Source organism: Lacipirellula parvula (genome assembly GCF_009177095.1).
Lineage (GTDB): Bacteria > Planctomycetota > Planctomycetia > Pirellulales > Lacipirellulaceae > Lacipirellula > Lacipirellula parvula.
In genome coordinates, this window is the sequence record NZ_AP021861.1 from 3925891 (window position 1) to 3948265 (window position 22375).

Annotated in this window: 18 protein-coding genes; 8 read left to right on the forward strand and 10 right to left on the reverse strand. The window is 63.1% G+C overall.

Going from position 1 to position 22375, the window contains the following annotated elements; genetic code table 11:
- Positions 1–84 precede the first annotated feature (84 nt).
- The 4 genes from PLANPX_RS15255 (at position 85) to PLANPX_RS15270 (ending at position 2811) form a co-directional block, all read left to right on the forward strand.
- Positions 85–498, forward strand: coding sequence for a response regulator (locus PLANPX_RS15255; protein ID WP_152099559.1), 414 nt, complete (start codon positions 85–87; stop codon positions 496–498).
- 116 nt (positions 499–614) lie between these two features.
- Positions 615–818: a hypothetical protein gene (locus tag PLANPX_RS15260; protein ID WP_152099560.1), complete on the forward strand. Its 204-nt coding sequence runs from the start codon at positions 615–617 to the stop codon at positions 816–818.
- A 169-nt stretch (positions 819–987) separates the two neighbouring features.
- A complete protein-coding gene (locus PLANPX_RS15265) occupies positions 988–1659 on the forward strand; it encodes a PEP-CTERM sorting domain-containing protein (protein WP_152099561.1) in 672 nt (223 codons plus the stop codon).
- Positions 1660–1731: 72 nt separating this feature from the next.
- Entirely contained in the window at positions 1732–2811 is a 1080-nt protein-coding gene (locus PLANPX_RS15270; protein ID WP_152099562.1) for a PEP-CTERM sorting domain-containing protein, read from the forward strand.
- Between the two features lie 291 nt (positions 2812–3102).
- Here the strand turns inward: PLANPX_RS15270 and PLANPX_RS15275 are convergent, their stop codons facing one another.
- The gene (locus PLANPX_RS15275; protein WP_152099563.1) at positions 3103–4038 is read right to left on the reverse strand and encodes an endonuclease/exonuclease/phosphatase family protein; all 936 of its coding nucleotides are present in this window, start codon (positions 4036–4038) and stop codon (positions 3103–3105) included.
- A 123-nt stretch (positions 4039–4161) separates the two neighbouring features.
- On the opposite strand from PLANPX_RS15275, the gene PLANPX_RS15280 reads away from it, so the two are divergent.
- Positions 4162–5352 (forward strand): Gfo/Idh/MocA family protein, encoded by a 1191-nt coding sequence (locus tag PLANPX_RS15280; protein ID WP_152099564.1) that lies wholly within the window; start codon positions 4162–4164, stop codon positions 5350–5352.
- 21 nt (positions 5353–5373) lie between these two features.
- Here the strand turns inward: PLANPX_RS15280 and eutC are convergent, their stop codons facing one another.
- From eutC to PLANPX_RS15315, 7 genes are all read right to left on the reverse strand, one after another.
- Positions 5374–6147: an ethanolamine ammonia-lyase subunit EutC gene (gene eutC, locus PLANPX_RS15285; protein WP_152099565.1), complete on the reverse strand. Its 774-nt coding sequence runs from the start codon at positions 6145–6147 to the stop codon at positions 5374–5376.
- Between the two features lie 2 nt (positions 6148–6149).
- On the reverse strand, positions 6150–7535 hold the full coding sequence (locus PLANPX_RS15290) for an ethanolamine ammonia-lyase subunit EutB (RefSeq protein ID WP_152099566.1): 1386 nt from the start codon (positions 7533–7535) through the stop codon (positions 6150–6152).
- A 3-nt stretch (positions 7536–7538) separates the two neighbouring features.
- Positions 7539–8861: an MFS transporter gene (locus PLANPX_RS15295; RefSeq protein ID WP_172992096.1), complete on the reverse strand. Its 1323-nt coding sequence runs from the start codon at positions 8859–8861 to the stop codon at positions 7539–7541.
- A 333-nt stretch (positions 8862–9194) separates the two neighbouring features.
- On the reverse strand, positions 9195–10964 hold the full coding sequence (locus tag PLANPX_RS15300) for a hypothetical protein (RefSeq protein ID WP_152099568.1): 1770 nt from the start codon (positions 10962–10964) through the stop codon (positions 9195–9197).
- Between the two features lie 49 nt (positions 10965–11013).
- Positions 11014–12345 carry a DUF1501 domain-containing protein gene (locus tag PLANPX_RS15305; RefSeq protein ID WP_232536130.1) on the reverse strand — a complete coding sequence of 444 codons (1332 nt, stop codon included), beginning with the start codon at positions 12343–12345 and terminating at the stop codon, positions 11014–11016.
- A gap of 158 nt (positions 12346–12503) precedes the next feature.
- The gene (locus PLANPX_RS15310) at positions 12504–14156 is read right to left on the reverse strand and encodes a DUF1549 domain-containing protein (protein WP_152099569.1); all 1653 of its coding nucleotides are present in this window, start codon (positions 14154–14156) and stop codon (positions 12504–12506) included.
- Between the two features lie 281 nt (positions 14157–14437).
- On the reverse strand, positions 14438–15751 hold the full coding sequence (locus PLANPX_RS15315; RefSeq protein ID WP_152099570.1) for an MFS transporter: 1314 nt from the start codon (positions 15749–15751) through the stop codon (positions 14438–14440).
- A 290-nt stretch (positions 15752–16041) separates the two neighbouring features.
- Between PLANPX_RS15315 and PLANPX_RS15320 the strand changes: the two genes are divergently transcribed.
- From PLANPX_RS15320 to PLANPX_RS15330, 3 genes are all read left to right on the forward strand, one after another.
- Positions 16042–17205, forward strand: coding sequence for a lactonase family protein (locus PLANPX_RS15320; RefSeq protein WP_152099571.1), 1164 nt, complete (start codon positions 16042–16044; stop codon positions 17203–17205).
- A gap of 332 nt (positions 17206–17537) precedes the next feature.
- A complete protein-coding gene (locus PLANPX_RS15325; protein ID WP_152099572.1) occupies positions 17538–18704 on the forward strand; it encodes a C40 family peptidase in 1167 nt (388 codons plus the stop codon).
- A gap of 245 nt (positions 18705–18949) precedes the next feature.
- A complete protein-coding gene (locus tag PLANPX_RS15330; protein ID WP_152099573.1) occupies positions 18950–19957 on the forward strand; it encodes an N-acetylmuramoyl-L-alanine amidase in 1008 nt (335 codons plus the stop codon).
- A 395-nt stretch (positions 19958–20352) separates the two neighbouring features.
- On the opposite strand, the gene PLANPX_RS15335 is transcribed toward PLANPX_RS15330, so the two are convergent.
- Complete coding sequence (locus tag PLANPX_RS15335; protein WP_152099574.1) at positions 20353–21519, reverse strand: hypothetical protein; 1167 nt, start codon at positions 21517–21519, stop codon at positions 20353–20355.
- Between the two features lie 251 nt (positions 21520–21770).
- Positions 21771–22361, reverse strand: coding sequence for a hypothetical protein (locus tag PLANPX_RS15340; protein ID WP_152099575.1), 591 nt, complete (start codon positions 22359–22361; stop codon positions 21771–21773).
- Positions 22362–22375: the final 14 nt, after the last annotated feature.

Below are 22375 nucleotides of genomic sequence, written 5' to 3' on the forward strand. Positions count from 1 at the left end.
AGCATGCTTTAAGAGCAGCGTTCAACTCGCCCGCAGGCATCACGCCTCGCCTCGCTCGCAACGAGGCTGAAAGGACGCACGCTCATGAACTCCACATTTCGGCGCATCGACGATCTCGCGATCGTCGACGCCGCTCCCCAAGATTACGCCCCACTCCTCGCGGACGATCGCTTCGACGATCTCACTTGCCGCCGCTACACGACCGGCGACGCCGCGCTCCGCGACGTCGACTCGACGCGAGCCACCCTCTGGATGGTCAACCTGCGACTTCCCGACATGCCGGGAGTCAGCTTCTTGCAACTGCTTCGTCAACGCGGGCAACGCTGCCCGATCTTCTTGATCGCCGACGAGCACTCACTCGAAGACGAACTCGCCGCTCGTGCGGCCGGCGCGTCGGCCTACCTCTGCAAGCCGGTAAACGGCGCTTGGCTCCGCTTATGTCGCGACGCCGTTTCTCGTGCCGCGGTTCGTCGCGGCGCTCCGCAATCGATGAGTTAAGCGTCCCGGCTCCGCGTCTTGCAGAGACCGCTGAACCGCTAAGCAACAGACTTCAAACCACGTCAATCACCTGCGTCTCGCCAGCTCGACGAGACCGTCACAAAAGGAACTGACTCATGACCGTAGCCTACGTCCTGCCGTTCGATTTGGAAGAAGAACTCGGCGAACTCACAGGAGACCTGGCCACCTTCCAGAAGCTGCGCCGCAACCGCGACGGGCAGATGCCGGTCGGCCGCGATCGCGCCCGGCATCGCAGCAGCCGCCGCAGCCAACCGTGGAACGCCCGCCGCGAGAGCGCGCAGCGCCGGGGCGAGAAATGAAGCGAGTCGCAAAAACTCCTCTCCCCTGAGGGGAGAGGTCGGGTGAGGGGTTTTGCGTCGAGCTTTTCCGCTTCGCCCAGTTGCCAACAGAACAAATCCCTCCCCTTGCCCCTCCCTTCGAGGGAGGGGAATTGAACCAGCAGCCACCTCTTCACTTTGGAGTGACCTCATGACACCCAACTTAATCCCACGTCTCCTCCTCGCCGCAATCGCGGCGTGCGGCGGGGTTAGCCTGCTGCCTTCAACAGCTCACGCCGTCCCCATCTCGATCTTCAACACCGGCACGGACCCCTCGAACAATGCCTGGCCCGGCATCGGCGTCCCCGACATTCACTACTTCTACACCCTCTCGCAAACCACCGGCGTGCCGGTCACGGTCGACCATACCAACTGGCCGATCTTCGGCGGGCCATGGGTGCCGAACAACCCGAACTCGCGGTGGATCGGACCCAACGCCAACAGCCAAGGCCCCGCCGGCGCCTACACCTACGCCACGCAGTTCACGCTGCCGCCGCTGACGAACCTCAGCACCGTGAGCGTCAGCGGCCTATGGGCGACCGACGATCCAGGGGTGAACATCGAGATCAACAATATCTCCACCGGCCAGCTGAGCGCTGGCTTCACGACGCTCGTGCCGTTCAGCATCACCAGCGGCTTTCAAATCGGCGTCAACACGATCGAATTCCTCGTCTCGAACGCCGGCGGCCCAACCGGGCTCCGCGTCGACAAGGTTGTCGGCTCGTATCAACTCGTTCCCGAACCGGCGACGATCGCGCTCGGCGGGATGGCGCTTGTAGGAGTCGTCGCGCTGCGGCGACGTGGGAGGACAGCGTCTCTGTAGACCACCGCAAGCTACCGCTGACGACCTTTTCACGTCCACACCGACAAAGACTCATTCTCAGGAGCTGATCTCATGCGTTCCACGTTTTACGGCCTCGCCGCCGCACTCGCACTCACCTTCAGTTTGGCTACCTCGTTGCCGCACGCAGCAGCCGATCCGCTGCCGGGCCGCGACCTGCTGAAGTTCACGCAGAAGCCGATGATCAACACGGTCATTCCCGACATCAACGGCACCGTCAACACCTACATGGGACACGACGAGCTGAGCACTGCCTACGGCTTCACCCAGCAGCCCGGGCAAGTCCCGCCGGTCTACCAAGGCAAGTTCATGGCGGACGACTTCGCCGACAACCTCAACAGCCCAGTGGTCCATGTGAAGTGGTGGGGCTCGTACAAGAACGACTTCATCGCCCCGCAGATGCCCGTGAACAAGTTCCTCATCTCGTTCGAGAGCGACGTGCCGCAGAGTTCCACCCAGCCATTCAGTCATCCAGGACAGCCGCTGCTCAACCAAGTGGTGCAACGAAACCCGGGCGGCAACCCGCTGGCCCCCGCCTCCGGCACCTTCGCCGAAAAGCTGATCCGCGGACCCGATCCAATCCTCGGCGAATCGCTCTACGAATACAACGCCGAGCTGCACCTCAATCTCGACTTCCCCGAAAAGAAGGACACCGTCTACTGGTTGAAGATCGTGGCGATGGTCGACGTGATTCCGGGCCTCACGTTTCCGGCCGGCAACCCGAATGCAAGCCCGGCGCCCGTGACGCAATGGGGTTGGCACAACCGCGACTACACGATTCCAAACCCGCTTGCCTCGCCGAATGTCTCGCCCGGCGAAACCGTCGTCGGCCAAGTCGGCATCGGCACGCCGGTGTGGCACTTCCAGGATGATTCGGTGACGGGCGACGTCCGCATCTTGCCGACGACAGCGGGCTACCTCTCGCCGCAAATCGATCAGCAGAACATGGTTCCACAGAAGTACGTCGACTTCGCCGACGGCCCGGCCAACAACAACGCCGCCTACCCGCCAATTAGCACGTTCTCGAAGGACTTGGCGTTCGAGTTATACACGACAGTGCCGGAACCGACGAGCGTCGCGCTACTCGCCTGCGGTTTGCTTGGCCTCGCCTGGAGACGTAAGCAGGTTATTTAGCGAGAGCTCAAAACGATCTTCGCCTCCGGCAGGAAGCTCTCTCAACAGCGATCTGCCGGAGGCGCCTATGAAATGCAATCGTGAGGTCCCCTCCCCTTGAGGGGGAGGGTTAGGGATGGGTGGTTGAAGCGTGTACCAGAGTTCCACCCCCTCCCCAGCCCTCCCCTCAAGGGGGAGGGAGCCAGAAGACACAAGAGATATACGATGTCCTGGCCGCGGGTTCGCTTGCGGCCAGGACCGTTTTCGTTATGGATGACGTCAAATAAGATACCTCAGCACCGTGACGGCCAATCACTTCAGCTCCGCCTCGACGACAACGGCACGGTGATCGGAAGGGTAGGGGGTGACGACGACGTCCGCCCGCTCGCTTCGCTCCCCCACGATCTCGGCAGATTTCAGCTCAATGTTCTTGCGCGTCGCGAACACGAAATCGATGCGGTCGTGGTGGTCGCTTGGATCATCCTCCGTCGTGAGCACCGTCCAAGTGAAGCCGGGTTGCTTCACTGGATCGGGATAGAGCTTTCGAAAAGCATCGACGAATCCCGCCTCCTGCAGCATCGCGGTCGCAGGCCAGCAAACGACTGCCGGATGCAAACCGGCAGCGTGCGCGGCCTCAGTCCAATCGAGCGCTGGCGGTTCGTTAAAATCACCAGTGATGAAAATCGGCTTCCCCTCGCCGCGCACCGCTTCAATCTCGGCCAGCATCGACTTCACTTGCGATTCGCGAGCGTCGCGCGCTGACTTCACGGCCTCGTCAGCCGTCTCAAGAAACGGCGCATCGGCGTACGGAATCTTCAGCAACTGGTAAGGCTGATAGGGGGCGTGGGCAAAGTGCGCGTTGAATAACCAGAACCGCTCGCCCGTCGGCATTTCAAGCTCGACGCCCCACTTCTTCGGCGTCGAGCCGACGATCTTGTAACGGCTGATGACGCCCGTGTCGTCGTCCCCCTGATCGAAATAGTTCCAGCCGAGTTGCTTCGCCAGTAGCGCGGCCGCATCGCGGCGGACGCCGTCGTGCTCGCGACCATGCGATTCTTGTAGGCCGACGACGTCGGCGCGGGCCGCTTTGATCACCGTGGCCGTCTGCTCAATTGGCTGCTCGCCCGATTCGCCGCCAACCCAAATGTTGAAGCTCATCACCCGCACCGGTTCGGCGTGCGCGATCTGGACAATGACGAGTAAAACAACGCTCAGCAATGCTGACGCAAGAATCCGAGTAACAGGCATGATTTCTCTTTCACGATGAGGAGCCGCGACTGTATCCTAGTGACGCACGCCAGCCGCGAGCGGCGAGCGGCGAGTCCTACGGGCGGCTCCCCATAGTCTACTTTTCTTCCGGAGCAATTTGAAATGCGCCGAATCACGCTGCTCGGAACGGGCCTCATCGGCATGTTCTACACGATGTCGCTGCACGGACGGCGGGGTCGCGATCGCGTCGAAGTCGTCTACTCCCGCTCGAACGATCGCGCGAAAGCCTTCGCGGGCGAGTGGGGCGTCAAACGCTTCACCACAAGCATGGAAGATGCAATCTGCGATCACGAGACCGACACGGTGATCGTCGCCCTGCCGAACCACCTCCACGAAGCCGCCGTCATCGCCGCCGCCGAGGCTGGCAAGTCGGTTCTCTGCACCAAGCCGCTCGGTCGCAACGCCGCGGAAGCACGCCGCATGCTCGAAGCCGTCGAGCGAGCCGGCGTCTTCCACGGCTATCTTGAGGACCTCTGCTACACGCCCAAAACGCTCCACGCGCTTGAATCAGTCCGCGGCGGCGCCGTCGGCAAGGTGTTGTGGGTCCGTTCGCGCGAGACTCACGGCGGTCCCCACAGCGATTGGTTTTGGAACAAGGAACTCTCCGGCGGCGGCGCCATCATCGACCTCGGCTGCCACTGCGTTGAAATTGCCCGCAGCTTCATCGGCAAAGAAATTCGCCCCGTCGAAGTGATGTGCTGGGGCGACACGCAAGTCCACCCGATCGACGCCGAAGATCATGCCGTCGGACTCGTGAAATACGAAAACGGCGCTGTCGGCCAGTTCGAGGTGAGTTGGACCTTCCGCGGCGGCATGGACCTGCGTGACGAAGTCGCCGGCACGCACGGCACGATCTGGCTTAACCACTGGCTGCGAACCGGCCTCGAGATGTTCACCGCGATCGGCCAGTCGGGATACGTCGCCGAAAAGGCCGAATCTGCCACCGGCTGGCTCTTCCCCGTCGGCGACGAGCCAGGCGCTCTCGGCTACGTCGACATGTTCGCCGACATGTTCGACGCGATCGAAGATCGCCGCGCCCCGCGCGAAACTTTTTACGACGGCTACGTCGTCAACGCCATTCTCGATGCGGCGTATGCGTCGCTAGCGTCACGCCAATGGGCGTCCGTGGAACTGCCGATCTGGCGCGGCGCCGCCTCGTCCGTCAACGTCGCCGCTATTCGCGACTACGACGCTGAACACATCCTCCTCAAAGAGGAGCGGATGATGGACGGCAGTCTCAAGCTCATCGTCCGCAGCAAAGCAACCGGCGAGATCTCCGAACGCCGAGAGTAGCCGCGGGTCGACGACTCGCGGCTACTGGAGGACACGTTGATCTTTCAACTGCACGCCGCTCAGCTGGCGCTGGCGCGATTCGTTGAGCAAGTAGCGAATCGTCTCCGCCGCGGCGGGAATCGGCAGTCCCTCTGGCCGAATGTTCGAAACGCAATTCCGTTGGGCGTCGGTGTTGCCCAACTTAGGGTCGTAGACCAAATAGGCCCCAAGACTATCGGGCGAGCCGAGCCCCGGCCGCTCGCCGAGCAGCATCAGCGCCAACTGAGCGCCGAGCAACGCGCCGACTTGGTCTTCCAGCGCCACGCGTCCGAAACGGGCGACGACGGTCGGCGCCACGCGCCAACGATCGGCCCGTAGCAACGGCAACAGCGAAGCGAGCAGCGGCGCCGCTTGCGTTTGGACGGCGAGCGCCGACAGCCCGTCGCTCACCACAATCGCCAAATCAAATCGCTCCGGCGGGGCTACGAACCCTTCGAGCAACTGCTGCGATGCGGGAGCTAGCCGGCGCCCGCGGTCGGGCCGCTGCAGGAATTCCGCACGATCGCCTGCCGCGCTGCCGACGACAATCGTCTGCACGCCAAGCTCGGAAATCTGGCCCGCGAGGTGCTCGGCGTCGAACTCCACATGCACGGCGTCCCGCGCCGCAGCATGGGCCGACTTGAAATCGAGCCATTCGTGCGTCGGCAAGCTCCCCCCCGCGCGGCCCAGTGCGATGCGGGCGCTCGTTGCGCTGCGCAGCGTCGACCACGGGTCGTTCGTGACGGCGTTCGATTTGGCGGGCAAGTTCTCAGACATCGCTAGCGCGGCTCGCCGCCTCCCAGCAACTTGTGCTGACGTTCGATCGGCAGCAAGCGACTCTCGTCATCCATTACCTGCATCGCCTCCAGCCACTCTTCAAACTCCGGCGCCGGCCGCAAATCAAACAGCTGCCGGAGGTAGTGGCTGTCATGAAACGACGTCGACTGGTAGTTCAGCATTACGTCATCGGCGCCCGGCACGCCCATAAAATAGTTGCACCCCGCCGCCGCGAGCAGCGTCAGCAGGTTGTCCATGTCGTCCTGGTCGGCCTCGGCATGGTTCGTGTAGCAAACGTCGCACCCCATCGGCAGGCCGAGCAGCTTGCCGCAGAAATGATCCTCCAGCCCCGCACGAATGATCTGCTTACCGTCGTACAAATACTCTGGTCCGATAAAGCCAACAACGGTGTTCACCAGCAGCGGCTCATAGCGCCGCGCCACCGCATAGGCCCGCGCTTCGAGCGTTTGCTGATCGACGCCGTGATGGGCCTCGGCCGATAAACACGAACCCTGGCCGGTCTCAAAATACATCACGTTGTCGCCGACCGTGCCGCGGTTGAGCGCGCGCGTCGCGTGCTGCGCCTCTTCCAGCAGATTGAGCGTGACGCCAAAGCTCGCGTTCGCCGCTTCAGTCCCGGCAATCGATTGAAAGGTGAGATCGATCGGCGCCCCGCGCTCGATCGCCGCCAGCTGCGTCGTCACATGGGCAAGCACGCACGATTGCGTCGGAATCTGGTACCGCTGAATCAACTCGTCGATCATCGTCACCAGCCGAATCACCGCGTCGACCGAGTCGGTTGCCGGGTTGATCCCAATAACCGCATCGCCGCAACCGTACAGCAGGCCGTCGAGAATCGAAGCGCCGATCCCCGCCGGATCGTCGGTCGGGTGATTCGGCTGCAACCGAATCGCCAGTCGCCCATGCAGGCCGAGCGTGTTGCGGAAGCGGGTCACGACGCGGCATTTGCTCGCCGCCAGAATGAGGTCCTGGTTCCGCATGATCTTGCTGACCGCGGCGACCATCTCCGGGGTCAGCCCCGGCGCGAGTTCGGCAAGCGTCTCCACATCGGTTTCATAACGCAACAACCAATTGCGGAAGTCACCAACCGTCAACTCGGCGACCGGCGCGAACGCCTCGCGATCGTGAGAATCGACAATCAGCCGCGTCACTTCGTCCGTCTCGTACGGAATCAGCTGTTCTTCCAAGAAGCGCGCGAGCGGCACGTCGGCTAGCGTCATCTGCGCGGCGACGCGCTCGCGATCGTTTTCCGCCGCGACGCCCGCCAGGTAGTCGCCGCTCCGCGCAGGCGTCGCCTTCGCCAACAGTTCCTTCAGCGAGTGGAACGTGTAGCTGCGGTGGGCGGCGGCAATGTGATAGGTGCTCATGTGTTACGCCGTTTTCGCTGTAGGAGGCTTCCGGCGCCAGAGGGGCGATAACACGCAGGCCGAGAGCACGAGTCCGATCAGCAGCACGCGGAACAATGGCGACCAATCGTCCCCCTTCGTCAGCATCCCCGGCAGAAATCCGCCAAAGATTCCGCCAATCGAACCGACGCCGTTGACGAAGCCAATCGCCGTCCCCGCACCCCGCTTCGTGCCGAAGTCCATCGACGCGGTCGCCGAGATCACCGAGTCGGGACCAAACAAAAACGCGCCGACGCAAAAGAAGAATGCCGCCATCGCCCACGCACTCTCCAGTTGCGTGAGCCCCACGAGCAGCACGCCCGCCGTCGCGAGCAGCGACAACATCGCCGCCGGCGCCCGCCGCGATTGGAACAACAGGTCGCTCACATAGCCGATCGCAATCACCCCGACGACGCCGCCAATCGGCATCGCCGCCGCCGTGAACGCGCTCGTCGAGGCGTCGCTGCCGAGGCTTTCCTTCACATACAGCGGACCCCAGAAGATGAACACGTAGCGGGTCAGCTTCACGCAAAAGTAGGAGATCGCTAGCAACCAAATGCTCGGCGAGCTCAGCACTTCGCGGATGATCGCCGACGAACCTTCCGGCGCCGGTTCCGCAGGCGACTCGTCGTCGATCAGCGACTCGGGCTCGCCGTGGTACTGTTCAATCGACGGCAAGCCGAGGTCTTCGGGTCGATCGCTCAGCAAGAACCACGCCAGCACGCCGACGACGCCGAGCACCGCCGCCGCGCTCCAAAACGCCGCTGGCCAATATTCCACGACCTGCGGCGCGCCGTCGGCGCCGGACCGTTGGCTGCTGAACAACCGCATCATCGCGCCGCCGAACATCAGCGCAATCGCCGGGCCGAGCGAATAACAGGTGCACCACCAACCGACGACGCGGCCCCGCTCGCGCAGCGAGAACCAGTTGCTCATTGTCTTGTTGGCGTTGCTCCAACCGGTCGACTGGGCCATGCCCTGCAGCACCGCGAGTGCGATAAAGGTCCAGAACGTGAGCGCGAACCCGCCCGCCGCTGCCGCGAACACGCTCAGCGCAATCCCGAAGAGCAACACGACGCGCGGCCCGTACTTATCGCCGAGCGAGCCAAACGCAAACTGCCCCAGCATGTAGACGGTGGAGTAGACCGAATTGACATGCCCCATCTCTTCGCGCGTGAGTCTCACCGCCGAGCCTTCGAACGCCGGTTTGGCGACGTCGAACGCTTGCCGCGTGAAGTAAAAGGTGGCGTAGATGAGCCACGTGATGCCGAAGGTGATCCGCCGCCACAGTTCGTATCGAGGATTCAACGGGCGCTCCTGCAAGGTCCTGATCAGTCGACGACGGCGATGCGACGAGCGCTCGGCGACCGCGATGATACCCGCGGCCCCGACGAGTGCCAAACAATTCCGCCGCCGCAACAAAGCCAGTGCGCAATTGCTGGGCCAAGAATGCGGAAACCGTCCGATTCGCTTGAACCGTTTCTTCACACGGCGGAGGATACGCCGCTTATTCGGCGCACCAAAGTCGCAAGCTTACTTTGTGGGAGGCGTCTCCGACGCCGATTTCGCGCCTCACTCCGACGATGTCATTGCTGGCAAACCGTCATCGGCGTCGGAGACGCCTCCCACAGAACTTCAACCTCAACTCGACGGCGATTTTGCTTCAACAGGCTTCTCTGCCGCCGGCGTCGCCTTCTTCGCCTCCGCCTCGTCAATAAACCCGTTTCTGTCGCCATCGAGTTCCGCAAACTTTTCCGGCGAGCCGAGGAACTCCCGCCGGCTCAAGTCGCCATCGCCGTTGAAGTCTGCCGCGCGGAACCATGGCGGGGCCTTGTTCTCCTGCGGCGCCGCGACGCGCGGCGGCAAGAAGAATTGATCGTCGCCGCCGGTCGCTCCCCGCACGAACGCGACGATCATCGCGTACGGCAATTCGCCCGCTGCGAGTGCACCGTCGCCGTTCGCATCGCGGGCCGCCAACCTCTCGCGGCACATCGCCATCTCGCGGGCGCCGAGCCGGCCGTCGCCGTTCGCATCGATTAGTTCGAACAACGCATCTTCACGGTCGTGCACGAAAAGTTCGATCTGGTCGCGCGCCGCCGCGGCGTTGCCGCCCATTTCTCGAAAGTTCGCCCCGGACGCGTCGGTCGCCGAGAACGCCAGCCGCGTGCCGCCGAGATCGAAATCAAGCCGTCCGGCGGGCGGCGTTCCGAGCGCCTTCAGTTCCGCTTGATGATCGACAAGCGTCACCGTCGCCGTCCCCGCCTCCATGGGCCGCTCTCCAGTCGAAGTCGTAAAGTCGACGTTGATGCGAAGATGCGGATCGATCATTAGCAAGCGGTCGAGTTCATCGCGGTCGAGCCATTCCTCGCCCGACTTGTCGAGCTGCGCGAACAACTTCGGCAAACTGGCAAAACTCTCCGGACTCAGCGCCTGATGAGGCGAGTAAAGATCGGGCAACAGGTAATCGAGCCGCTCGATGACGTACCCCGGCTGCAAATGCATCGCCGCATCGCGGGTCGATTCGTCGCCGGCGCCGCTGCCGCCGTTCTGGCCGATGAGTTGTTCGCGGAGCGTCGCGAGTTCCGCCATCGTCAGCGACTGATCGTCGTCGGCGTCGAGATCGAGCAGCGCCTGCCCGGCGCCGGCCAGTTCAGCGGCCGACAGATCGCCGTCGCCGTCTCGATCGAGAAACTGCCACACCCGCGAGGTGGCCCGCACGTTCGGCACATAGGCCCGATTACTCCGCACCTTGAACGCCGCGGCAGGCGCGCGGTTGTCGCGACCGAGCCACTTCGCCGCCTCGCGACGATCGACGTGAGCGTCTTCGTTGAGGTCGTACTCCGCGATGGCCTCGCGCTGCTCGCGAGCGTTCATCTCGGGACGGCCGGGCGACTGCTCTTCCAGGTACGTCTTGTTCTCCAGCAACTCCTTCCACATCGGCATGCCGTCGCCGTCGCTATCAGCCGCGGCGAGGAGCGCGTCGATTCGCGCTTCAAACGCTTCATTGAACGGCCGGCCGTCGAGCGTCATCGTCACGTCGACCAGCAACGGTCCGCCGGGCGTGAGGATGGCGATTCGCTCCGGCGGCGGGGGAGGGGAGGGGGGAGCACTCGCAGCTTCCTTCGCCGACTTCGCCGTTTCTTTTACAGCCGGTTCTACCTTTGCTTCGTTGGCCGGCTTCGTCTTGCTCGCAGCCTTGGCGTCGTTGCCAGCAGGCTTACCGTCGGGCTTATTTTCGTTGTCGGCCTTGGTTGCCTCTGCTGCTTTCGGCAGATCCTTCGTGGACGTTTCCGCTGCTTTGGCCTTTGCTGGCTTCGCGGGCGGGGTCTTCGCCGGCGTTCGTTTCTCTGCACAACCGGGGACGGTCGCGAGCAGGCAGACCATCAGCAACCATCGCAACAAACCGGGCACAGCGATTCCTTCGTCGGATCAAAGCTAGAGAAGTGAGAACGCGGCCATGCTACGCCAACAACTCCGCAATCGGCGTCCCCTCGGCAATCTTGATCGGCCGCTCGCCCATCGCAAAATTCTCAGTATCGGGCGGCACCCCAAGCGCCGCGCTCACCGTCGCCAGCACGTCGCCAATCGCCGTCGGCTTCTCTTCGACCGTCATGCCGTCGGCGCTCGTCTTCCCGTACGCCTGACCACCCTTCACACCGCCGCCAGACAGCACGCACGACCACGCATTGGGAAAATGATCGCGGCCCCCCATCGAGTTGATCACCGGCGTGCGGCCAAACTCGCCCATCCAAACGATCGTCGTGCTGTCGAGCAAGCCACGTTCGCTCAGTTCCGTCATCAGCGTCGCCCAGCCTGCGTCGAGTTCGCCCGACAGATCTTTCACCAACTTGAAATTCTCCGCATGCGTATCCCAACCGAGCCCCGAGCCGAGCGACACCTCGACGAACGGCACGCCGCGCTCAACGAGTCGGCGGGCAAGCAGACACCCTTGGCCGAACATGCCGGGCCCGTATTTCTCGCGGACCGCATCGGGTTCTTGCGACAAATCAAACGCCGCCCGCACTTCGGGCCGCATCATGTCGGCCGCCTTGCGGTAGAGTGCGTGGTGATCATTAAACGACGCCGCGCGATGATCGTTGAGGAACCGCTTCTCCATCGCATTCCACAATTTCATCCGCCGCATCGCTTGCGCTTCGCCGACGCCGCGCGGCAGTTCGAGGTCGTCGAGCGTCAGCGCTGCAAACTTGCCGCCCGCCACCGGTCCACCTGGCGCACCATTGCCGCCGACGAGTGCGGGAGCGAAGCTCGGCCCTAAGAAACCCGGCCCGAACGCCGCGGGGCTGATCTGCAGCGTCGGCGCCACGCTCACGTAATTCGGCAGCGACGATTCCGCCGTCTCTCCCAATTCCTTCGCTAGCGAGCACGCGATCGACGGATACGCGACGGCGCCCATCGGCGGTTGCCCGGTGCGCACGAGGTGCGTGCCGCGTTCGTGGTCGCCCTCTTTCGTGGTGAGCGACCGAATCACCGCGATCCGCTCGCTATGCTCGGCGAGCTTCGGCAAATGTTCGCTGAATCGCAGCCCTGGCGCCCGCGTGGCGATCTCTTTGAACTCGCCGCCGTTGTTGTGCCCCGGCTTCATGTCGAACGTGTCGGTCTGCGTCGGGCCCCCGCTCATCCACAGCAAAATGCAATGCCGCTTCCGCCGCGGGTCGGCTGCCACCTGCTCGGCGAGCGACGGCAACCAACTCGCGCACGTCGACGCCATCGCTCCTAGCCCTAGATGTCGAAACATCTCGCGGCGATCGGGCTGCCAAAGTGGATTGAGCATTTTTTACTTTCCGGGGGGAATAACCACGAAGACTCCAGTTGTGGGAGGCGTCTCCGACGCCGATGGCGTTCACCACTGCATACCGTTGCCGCGCCGTCACGTCGCTTCGGGGTCGGAGACCCCTCCCACAATTTCCTAAGTTAATCCCCGCATTCTCTTTAATGATTAAACGCGAACTCGGTGCTGTTCAGCAGCGCCCAAAAACTATCGCTCAGCGCTTGCTGGCGCTCCTCGTCGCTCGTCGTCTCGCTGAGCGTTTCCACGAACAGCGTTCGCTCTTCCTCGTTCGGCAAGCGTGAGAGTGTCGACAGGAACAACGCATCGATTCGCTCCGCATCGCTGAGGAACGGCGCATTGATGGCGCCGAGCAAGCGGCTTTCCTGCGGCCCCGTCACCCGCGAGGTCGTCTGCCCGTTCATCAGCATCAGCGCCTGCAGCGTGCCGGCCTGGTATTCTGTCGGTTCGCCCGGCGGCGGTCGCATCCGGCGGACGAACTCGACGCGATTCGGATCTTCGTCGAGCATCGCCGCCATTTCGTTCGGCGTCCGCCCGGCGGCATAACGCTGCTCCGGCGACGGCGCCAACCGCATGAAGCTGTCGTACAACTGCTCCGGCGTCAGCGGCTTTGGCAACATCACCGCAAACAACTCCCGCGCCGGCGGTTTGTCGCCTTCGTAGCCGCTCGAACGCTGATACGCCTCAGTCGTGGCAAGCGTCCGCCACAGCTGCTGCAGGTTAAACTTCGACTCCACGAAATAGTCCGCTAGCTCAACAAGCAACTGCTCGTTTGCCGCAAGTTCCTTCGCGTCGTCAAAATCGTCGAGCGAATCGACGAGCCCCTCGCCAAACAGGTGCGACCACGCCCAATTCACCGCCGCCCGCGAGAAGTAGCGGTTGTCGCGCGAGGTGAGCCACAGCACCAACTGCGAGCGGCGAGTCGTGCCGTCGTCGGTCGAGAGCTCTTCTCCGCGCGGATACTTCGGCGGCACCACTTCCTCCGACTCGGGAATCTTCACCTCGCCGCGCGGAACGTCGACCAGCTTGTACGACGTTTGCATCCCCATGCCGGCGCCCGGCGACTCGGTCCGCGCGAAGAACGCGGCCAGCCCCCAGAACTCCCGCTGCGACCAATCGGCGAAGGGATGGTCGTGGCACTGGGCGCACTGCAACTTCACGCCGAGAAACAGCTCCGCCGCGCTGGCAGCCACCTTCTCCGGCGCCACGCCGTGCGATTGGTAGTACAGGGCCGGACCAATTTCGTCGCCGCCGTTGGTGAGCAGCAAGCTGCCGACCAAATTGTCGTACCGCAAGTTGCGGGCGAACCTCGTCCGCAGCCACTTTTGCAGCGCCGCCGCATCACGCGCCCGCGAGGGATCGGCGCCGCTCGGCAAAATGCGATTCCGCCACGTCGTCGCCATGTGGGTTGAATACCGCGACGACGCGAGCAGCCGATCGACGAGGGCCTGCCGCTTGTCGGGTTGCTCGTCCGCCAAGAAATCGCGGACCTCCGACGCCCGCGGCACGACGCCGGTGAGATCGAGCGACGCCCGCCGCAGGAACTCGGCGTCATCGCCAAGCGGCGCCGGCGTCACATTCGCCGCGGCTTGCCCTTGGGCGAGCAACTCGTCGATGCGCTGTGTCATCCGCAACTGGCGACCGTCGACGCTCAGTGCGGACTCGGCCAACGGCGTGGCAATCTTGCCGTCATCGGCCAGCGATGACGGCGCAATGCACATCGCGGCGAAACCAATGGCGAGCGCCAGCCAGCAACAGCGGCTGCGTTTGATAGCAGTGTAGAAAAGCGACGCCATGAACCGCGCGGCCTCCGTGGCGCTCCGGGCATGCCCAAAGTCGGGTGAACGGCTCCAGTATAGCGTTCTTCGCTCGGCGGAGGAAAATCTTAGCCGGAAACTCCCTGGTTATGGCTAGCTGGGGAATTTAACCGCCAAGTACGCCAAGGAAATACAAGAGAAGGAGAAGAGCCGTGAATCTCGCGAATAAGGCAGGACAACTTCTTTCAAACTCTTCTCATTCGCGGAAATTCGCGTGATTCGCGGTTAGGCATTTTGTTCATCTGCGATGCTCAGCGGTTTCATGCGGCTGAATCAATCCGCATCGGCTCCAGCCGTGGCACCAGCAAGTGAATGATCAGCACATTGACGAGGTACGACACCGATGCAACGCCCAAGATCGCCAGGTAGCCCGACTTCCAATGCTCAAGGACGTACCCCGTGCCGATCTGAAATCCCATCCCCACGAACCCCGCCGCCATGCCGCCGAGGCCGACGATCGAGCTCACCACCTTCCGCGGCGCCATGTCGGAAACGAGCGTATAGAGGTTCGCCGAGAACCCTTGGTGAGCCGCCGCCGCGAGCGCGATCAAGCCGACGGCAATCCAACCATTCGTCACGAGCGCCGCTCCGAACACGGGTACGACGCACAGCGCGCAGACGAGCAGCGTGATCTTACGCGCGGCGTTCAGGCTCCAACCACGCTTGAGCAGCCATCCGGAAAGCCAGCCCCCCGCGATGCTCCCCACATCGGCGGAGACGTAGATCACGACCAACGGCGGCCCAATGTTCTTGAGGTCGAACCCGAACCGCTCATACAGAAACCCCGCCGCCCAATAGAGATAAAACCACCAGATCGGCGAACTGAGCGACATGCCGACGATGAACGCCCACACCTGCCGGTGGCGCAGCAACTCAAGCCACGAGATCGCCTGCGGCGGATCAATCGGGTCGCTTTGGATGTAGGCGAGTTCGCTGGCCGAGACGCTCGGGTGGCGTTCCGGCGCTTCGTACCACTTCCACCAGAAGACGAGCCAAATGAACCCGAGGAACCCCGTCGCGTAAAACGCGGCCGGCCAGCCGTAGTTTTCCGTGATCCACGGCACCATCATCGGCGCGACGAGGGCGCCAACGCTGCTGCCCGAGTTAAAGATGCCGGTAGCGAGGGCTCGCTCCCGCTTCGGGAACCACTGGCTCACCGACTTGATCGCCGCGGGAAAGTTGCCCCCCTCGGCTAAACCGAGCGCCCCGCGCATAAAACTGAAACCGAGGGCCGTCCGCACCAGCCCGTTCCCCATCGCCGCCGCGCTCCACGCCGCCACGCACAAGGCGTAGCCGACGCGCACGCCGAGCAAATCCATCGCCCGCCCTGCGAAGCCGTAGCCGAGCGCGTAAGCAAAGGTGAACGACGCGGTGACGTTCGCGAACGTTTCCTCGTTCCAATTCAGTTCCGTCATTAGCTTCGGCTTGAGAATGCCGAACACGGCGCGATCAACGTAGTTGATCATCGCCGCGAAGAAGAGCAGCGCACAAATCTTCCAGCGAACATTCCCGGTCGGCCCGACGCTCGGCCGCGCAGTTTCGTTCGGCGCATCCACAGGGGCAGTCGCGAGCATGGCGCTGGAGGTGTCCTGGAACCAGTGCGGAAGAAAAGCTGATAACTGATAAGAAGTTGGCCGCCTGCTGAGTCGATCGTACTCCGCCGGCAACGGGCTCTCTACGGCGACCGAATGCAAAATTCGCCCGAATATCGGCGAATGAGAGCAAAACGACCGGACGACAACGCGCGTGCAGCGCCGCGCATCAACGCGTCGTCGCGTTTGCGACGGAGCGCTGCGAACCGTATAACGGCGTCAACGCCGACTACGCTCTTCGCTCCATTCAACTCGCGGCAGGCTGAAAGATAATGACGTCGACTCGCACCGCATCGAAGTTAACGCTGCCCCTCATGGCGATGGCCGTTCTGGCCAGCCTCCTTAGCCAAACCAGCCAAGCCGCCGACGCGATGCGCGTCTACATCGGCGCCTACACCCAAAACGGCGGCCGCGGCATCAACCAAGCCTCATTCGATCCGAACACCGGCGAACTGAAACTGCTCGGCCTCGTCGGCGAAGCGAAGAACCCGTCGTTCTTGGCGCTCCCTGCGAACGATGAGTTTCTCTACTCCGTCAACGAAATCGGCGACTACAGCGCCACGCGCGGCGGCATGCTCAGTGCGTTCGCCGTCGACGCCAAGTCGGGCAAGTTATCGCTGCTGAACCACGAATCAACCGAGGGAACCGGCCCCTGCTTCGTTTCGCTCGATAAGGACGGCAAGCACGCGCTCGTCGCTAACTATGGCAACGGAACCGTCGCCGTCCTGCCGATCGACGCCGCCGGCAAGCTGCAGCCTGCGAGCAGCGTCATGCAACAGGAAGGTTCCGGCCCGAACGCCGCCCGCCAGGAAGGTCCGCACGCCCACTCGATCAAGCTCGACCCCGCCAATCGCTTCGCGCTCGCCTGCGACCTCGGCGCCGACAAGGTCTTCGTCTACCGCTTCGATCCCGCGAAGGGGACGCTGACGCCAAACGAATCGCCCTGGTTCCAAACGGCCCCCGGCGCCGGCCCGCGCCACTTGGCGTTTCACCCCAACGGAAAATGGGTCTACATTATCAACGAACTCGACTGCACGCTCGTTGCCGCTGCCTACGACGCCGAGCAGGGCGTCTTGAAGGCGTTGCAAACGGAAACAACATTGCCCGCCGGCGGCGTCGAGGGAAACACCTGCGCCGAAGTCGTCGTCCACCCGAGCGGCAAGTTTGTCTACGCTTCGAACCGCGGCCATGATTCGATCGCGATGTTCTCCATCGACGCGACGACCGGCAAGCTCACGCCGCTCGGCCAACACCCCGCCGGCGGCAAGACGCCGCGCAATTTCAACATCGACCCCAGCGGCAAGTTTCTGCTCGCCGCGCTGCAAGGTTCGAATCGCGTCGTCGTCCATGCGATCGACCAAGCCACCGGCAAGCTAACGCAAACCGATCACGCGATCGAAACGCCGATGCCAGTTTGCATTGAGTTCGTGCCGTAATCACATGAGCGACAACTCTGGGTGCCACTGGCATCCTGCCAGTGTGAAGTGGGTACTCGCTCGGTAGTTCTCACTGGCAAGATGCCAGTGGCACCCCATGATGCAGCGACGCTTACTCGCTCATCTTCACGGTATCGCGCACCACGCTGGCGCTCCTACGCAAACTTCGCCCTCTCAACGCGTTACGTCATCCCGCAGCGCTGTCCTCTCGTCGTCGAGTTGAGTAAGCTCGAAGAGTGAACTCAACCGAGAGGAGCCGCATCGCGTCTCGTCCCGGCGAGCCCCTCCCTTCATGGGAGGGGTCTTCCATCGACAAGCAGCGAGGTTGACGCATGCATCGTTTCGCACTGGCGAACTGTCTGGTTCTGCTCTCATTAGCAACCGTCGCTCAAGCTCAAGAAGCCGAGCCGACCGAGCGTCCCGTCGATCCGGCGGTCATCAAGCGGTTCGCCACGCAGATCGAACCCGACCTCAAGGGCAGCCAAGCTCGCATCCGCCAGTACGTCGATTCGTTCCGCCTCGGCATGGCGAACGACGCCCGCCTCTGTGCGTTCGCCGTCGCCGGCGAACCGGTCGGCAAGAACGGCGTCCGCCTTACCGGCTTCGTCGAGTTCCCCGAAACCCGCAACGCCCTCGACGCCTTCTTCAAGACGCTCGGCTTCTCGCCGATTGAAAATGAAGTCGCGACGATGCCGTCGGAGAAGCTCGGCTCCAAACGGTTCGGCATCATCAAATCGCCCCACAGCCTGTCGTACGCCGAACCTGCCGAGAAAGAAGTCGTCACCGATTGCCTCCTCGGCGAGTCGCTCTTCCTGATGCAGCTGGAAAACGACCACTACCTGGTTCACGGCGGCGACGGCTACCTCGGGTACGTGGCCGCAAAGGATATTCTCCCCGTCGACGAAACGGCTTTCGCCGAATACCTCGCCGGCCCGCGCGTTTGCGTTCGCACCGATCAAAAATCGGGCGATACGGTGACGCTCCCCGCCGGCGCCCGGCTGAAGTGGCTCCGCACCGAGGGCGAGAGCCACGTCGCACAGATGCCGACCGGCGAAGAGGTAACCGTGCCGGTCGCCGTCAGCGATATCCGCGACACGCCGCAGGAGAAGATCGACGTCGTGTGCACCAACGCGAAGCAGCTCCTCGGCACCGAGTACCTCTGGGGCGGAAAAACCTCCGGCGGCGTCGATTGCTCGGGCCTCGTGCAAGTCTCGTTCGGCAACGCCGGCGTCCGCCTGCCGCGCGACGCGAGCCAACAGGTCCACATGGGCCAACTCACCGGCACCCGCTGGTCGCGGGCCGCGATGCGCCGCGGCGACACGCTCTACTTTCTCAACCCGCAGGGAAAGATTAGCCACACCGGCCTCTACCTCGGCGACGATCAATACATCCACGCCGTTTCGCCGGTCGTACGGATCAACAGCTTTAATCCAGAAGACAAAAACTACGACCGCGCCCGCCACGCCTCGTTCGCGTTCGGGCGACGACTGTGGGAGTAATGCGGGGATTTTTAACCACGAAACACACGAAATGACACGAAATAAGAAGAGGCAGAGAAGACTTATCGCTGATGGACGCTGATGAGCACTAATAAGAATTCATTTCAATTAATTTATTAGCGACTATTAGTGTCAATGAGCGGTGCAGCGTTTCCTGTGTGTTCTTTTTCGTGCCCTTTCGTGTGTTTCGTGGTTAATAGCATTTAACAAACCAAGCCAACCACCTCACTCGATCGAGTCCCGCCATGCGTCACCTCGCCTCCGCGTTCCTCGCCATAGCATCGCTCACGTTCGCCGTTCAACTCCACGCCGCCGAAGTCGGCGAGCAAATCGAACGGACTGGCGACGAAATCATGGTCTGCGGCCAGCTCTTCCACACGACGGCCCCAGTCGTCCTGTGGACCGATCCGAAAGGTTACGACGCCTATCGCACGGAGCGCCGCTTCGGGCCGATCGAGAAGTCGACCTGGGAAGAGACGATCAAAGAGCTGCCGGAAATGGCCACGAACGGCCCCGCCCGTTACGGCATCCGCACCGAAGGGCTCGCCCCCGTTGAGATCGAAGAAGTCCGCGGCGGCGGTTGGCCGTTGCCGCTGTTGCAGCGCACGGTCGACCAGTTCGTCCTCCACTACGATGTCTGCCCGGTAAGCGAAACTTGCTTCAAGGTGCTGCACGACCACCGCAACCTGAGCGTTCACTTCATGCTCGACGTTGACGGCACGATCTACCAAACGCTTGATCTCAAGGAGCGGGCCCGCCACGCGACGATCTCGAACGCCCGGTCGATCGGCATCGAAATCGCCAACATGGGCGCCTACGGCGTGAAGAACAAAGACGCCATCATGAAGTGGTACGAAGCGACCGACGGCGGTGAGATCCGCCTCCGCCCCGCGAAGGCCTACGACGAACTCGGCGTCCGCACCCCGTCGTTCGTCGGCAAGCCCGCCCGGCAAGAGCTGATCGTCGGCAACATCCAAGGCCAAGATCTCGCCCAGTACGATTTCACGCCCGAGCAATACGAGTCGCTCATCAAGCTGACCGCGACCCTCTGCACGATCTTCCCGAACATCAAGTGCGACTACCCCAAGGACGCGGACGGCAAGCTGATCCCGAAAAAGCTGAGCGACGACGATTGGAAGGCCTACCAAGGCGTCATGGGCCACTACCACGTCCAGCTCAACAAGACCGACCCAGGACCGGCGTTCGATTGGGAGAAGGTAATCGGCGGCGCGCAAAAGCTGATGAAAAAGTAACGCCGCGCGTCCCCTAGCCCCTGGCTCCGCCAGGGGGTCGCTCACCACACCGGCAACCGTCGCGGTACGCAACGCCACCGAGCAAGAATTGGAGCTCGCACGAGCCCCAGAGGGGCGAAATGTTGTAGCCAGGGGCGTAAGCCCCTGGTAACGAATCTCGTACATGGTCCTAGCCCCGGAGGGGCGACAGAAATCGTTATGTGTATCGGGAGCTATGCCACCCTTACGGGGCTCCGCGATTATCGCGTCACGCCCCTGGCTACAACATGCCGCTCCTTCGGAGCTGAAAACACGCACACTGGGTTGCTCTGAAATATATCTATCAGCGCAAAAACAAACGGGGCCAGCCTCTCGGCTGGCCCCGTTTTCGTTGATTCACTCAACCGCTCGCACGCTTACGGCGTGCCAATCACCTCTTCCGACGACGAAGGCGTCGCCGCCGCCGCTTGCGGTTCCTGCAACCGCGCCGTGTACCAAGTCTGCTCCCCGCCGTTCGGCGTGGCGACGCTCACCTCGCCGCTCAGCGACGTCAACGTCTTGAGCGACGCCGAGAACTGCAACTCCGGCGTCGAAACTACGTTCCAGGTCGCAATCTGCGTCGTCCGATCGATCGTCCCGGTGACGTTCTCCGACAGATCGTCGTCGGCGTTGTAGTACACGCCTTTGATCTCGCCAGCCCGGCTCACGCTCAGCTGCATCAGTTCCTTCTCGCCGCCAGCCGGCGGTTCGAGGGCGTAGACGCCCAGCGACAACCAATCGCCGTCGGCCGCCGAGGCGTCGTCGGTCGAGACGTTCGCCGCGACCGCCGACTGCGGTTCAACGCTTTCGGCCGTCGCATCGTCGTCGGCCGAGCCGTTGTCGATGTAGGTCGTCGTGTTGACGCCGCCGTCGTCGTACGCCGCGGCGCCAATCCACGCCGTCGTCGCGGCAAAGCTGGCCGCCGCCCACGCGTCGGCGTTCGGATGTTCGTACCGCCACGCGTTCGGGTGGTTGGCGTACCAGTCGTGCGTGAACGGCTCGTCGCCGCTGTTGAAACGGTTCACCCAACCCTGCGCGTTGTCGCGCAGCTCGTTGGCCCGCTCCGACGCCTCGCCGCGGCGGTCGCCGTCGAGGGCGCCCCGATCTCCCGCTAAGCGTTCGCCCGCTAAGCCTTCTCCAGCCAAGCGATCACCAGCGCCGCGCGCTCCCTCGCCCGGCAATCCCAGAAACTGTTGAAGTTGCCGTTCCCCTTGGGCGCCATCAGCCAGCGGGCGAGTTCCTTCGCCATCGAGCGCGCCATCGCGACCCAACGCATCGCGACCCGCGTCGAGCCCGCCGTTAAGCCGGTCGCCGCCAGCAAGGCCGTCGCCCAAACCACGGCCAAGATCGCCGCGATCCAACCCGCCGGCATCGCCGAGCCCTCGGCCCGCATCGCCGCGGAACTCACCGCCGCCCCCGGCAAACGCCCGACCGCCCATGCCGCCGCGACCGCCGCCCCCGCCGCGAGCTTCGGCCTTCGCGACAACAACGACCACCGCCAAGCAAGCCATGGCGAGCGTCATTCCGATTGATTTCTTCGACATCTGTATTCACCCCAAGAAAAGTTTAAAAGCGAAATTCATTTTTTTGAATGTTCTGGCTCCCTCCCCCTTGAGGGAGCAACGAGCACGGTCGCCAGTGGCGATCGAGCGCAGGCGGTAGTCCGTGCGTAGCACCGGGCGGGGGGAGGGGGTGGAACCCTGGTACCCGCTGCCGTCACCCCTCCCTAACCCTCCCCCTCCAGGGGAGGGAACCTCAGAGTTCAATTCTCTGGAGCCCGAGGCTGCTGTGCGGCCTACTCCGCCGGCTGCTTCAACCGAGCCGAAGTCCAAGTCTGCTTCTCGCCATCGGCGAGCGTCACGTCCACCGGCCCTTCGCCGCTGGTGAGCGTCTTCAGCGGCGCGGCAAACGCCACCTTCTGATTCGCGTCAACCTTCCAATACGCGGTGTTCGTCTCGCGATCGACTTCGCCGGTCAGATTCGAGCTCTCGTCAGTAGCCTTCGCGTAGGCAACCCCTTCAAGCGTGCCGTCGCGACGCAGCGCCAGCTGCACGAGTTGCTCTCCCCCTTCGTTCGGCGCTTCGAGCGCGAACACGCCGAGCGGCAACCAATCGCCGGCAGGAGCGTTCTCGCCATTCGCCGGCGGTTCGGCATAGTTCGCCGACAAGACGGGCGACTCGCCGACGCTCGTGACGATCGATTGATTCGATTCGGGCGCTGCGGTGTTGTTGATGTCGTAGGTGTTCCAGCCGAGCCACGAGTTCACCGTGTCGAGACCGGCCCAGCCCCACAAGCCGCCAGCTAGATAGTTGTTGCGCCAAGCTCCTGCATGGCCCGCGTACCACTCGTTCGTGAACGGCCGATCGACGCCGTGACGACCGTTCACCCAGCCTTGAGCGT

Bases quoted from the DNA above. Each gene is read 5' to 3' on its own strand.
- PLANPX_RS15275 (WP_152099563.1), bottom strand. From the start codon at position 4,038: ATGCCTGTTACTCGGATTCTTGCGTCAGCATTGCTGAGCGTTGTTTTA.
- PLANPX_RS15320 (WP_152099571.1), top strand. From the start codon at position 16,042: ATGACGTCGACTCGCACCGCATCGAAGTTAACGCTGCCCCTCATGGCG.
- PLANPX_RS15305 (WP_232536130.1), bottom strand. From the start codon at position 12,345: ATGCTCAATCCACTTTGGCAGCCCGATCGCCGCGAGATGTTTCGACAT.
- PLANPX_RS15325 (WP_152099572.1), top strand. From the start codon at position 17,538: ATGCATCGTTTCGCACTGGCGAACTGTCTGGTTCTGCTCTCATTAGCA.
- PLANPX_RS15290 (WP_152099566.1), bottom strand. From the start codon at position 7,535: ATGAGCACCTATCACATTGCCGCCGCCCACCGCAGCTACACGTTCCAC.
- eutC (WP_152099565.1), bottom strand. From the start codon at position 6,147: ATGTCTGAGAACTTGCCCGCCAAATCGAACGCCGTCACGAACGACCCG.
- PLANPX_RS15260 (WP_152099560.1), top strand. From the start codon at position 615: ATGACCGTAGCCTACGTCCTGCCGTTCGATTTGGAAGAAGAACTCGGC.
- PLANPX_RS15255 (WP_152099559.1), top strand. From the start codon at position 85: ATGAACTCCACATTTCGGCGCATCGACGATCTCGCGATCGTCGACGCC.
- PLANPX_RS15335 (WP_152099574.1), bottom strand. From the start codon at position 21,519: ATGTCGAAGAAATCAATCGGAATGACGCTCGCCATGGCTTGCTTGGCG.
- PLANPX_RS15310 (WP_152099569.1), bottom strand. From the start codon at position 14,156: ATGGCGTCGCTTTTCTACACTGCTATCAAACGCAGCCGCTGTTGCTGG.
- PLANPX_RS15270 (WP_152099562.1), top strand. From the start codon at position 1,732: ATGCGTTCCACGTTTTACGGCCTCGCCGCCGCACTCGCACTCACCTTC.
- PLANPX_RS15265 (WP_152099561.1), top strand. From the start codon at position 988: ATGACACCCAACTTAATCCCACGTCTCCTCCTCGCCGCAATCGCGGCG.
- PLANPX_RS15330 (WP_152099573.1), top strand. From the start codon at position 18,950: ATGCGTCACCTCGCCTCCGCGTTCCTCGCCATAGCATCGCTCACGTTC.
- PLANPX_RS15280 (WP_152099564.1), top strand. From the start codon at position 4,162: ATGCGCCGAATCACGCTGCTCGGAACGGGCCTCATCGGCATGTTCTAC.
- PLANPX_RS15315 (WP_152099570.1), bottom strand. From the start codon at position 15,751: ATGCTCGCGACTGCCCCTGTGGATGCGCCGAACGAAACTGCGCGGCCG.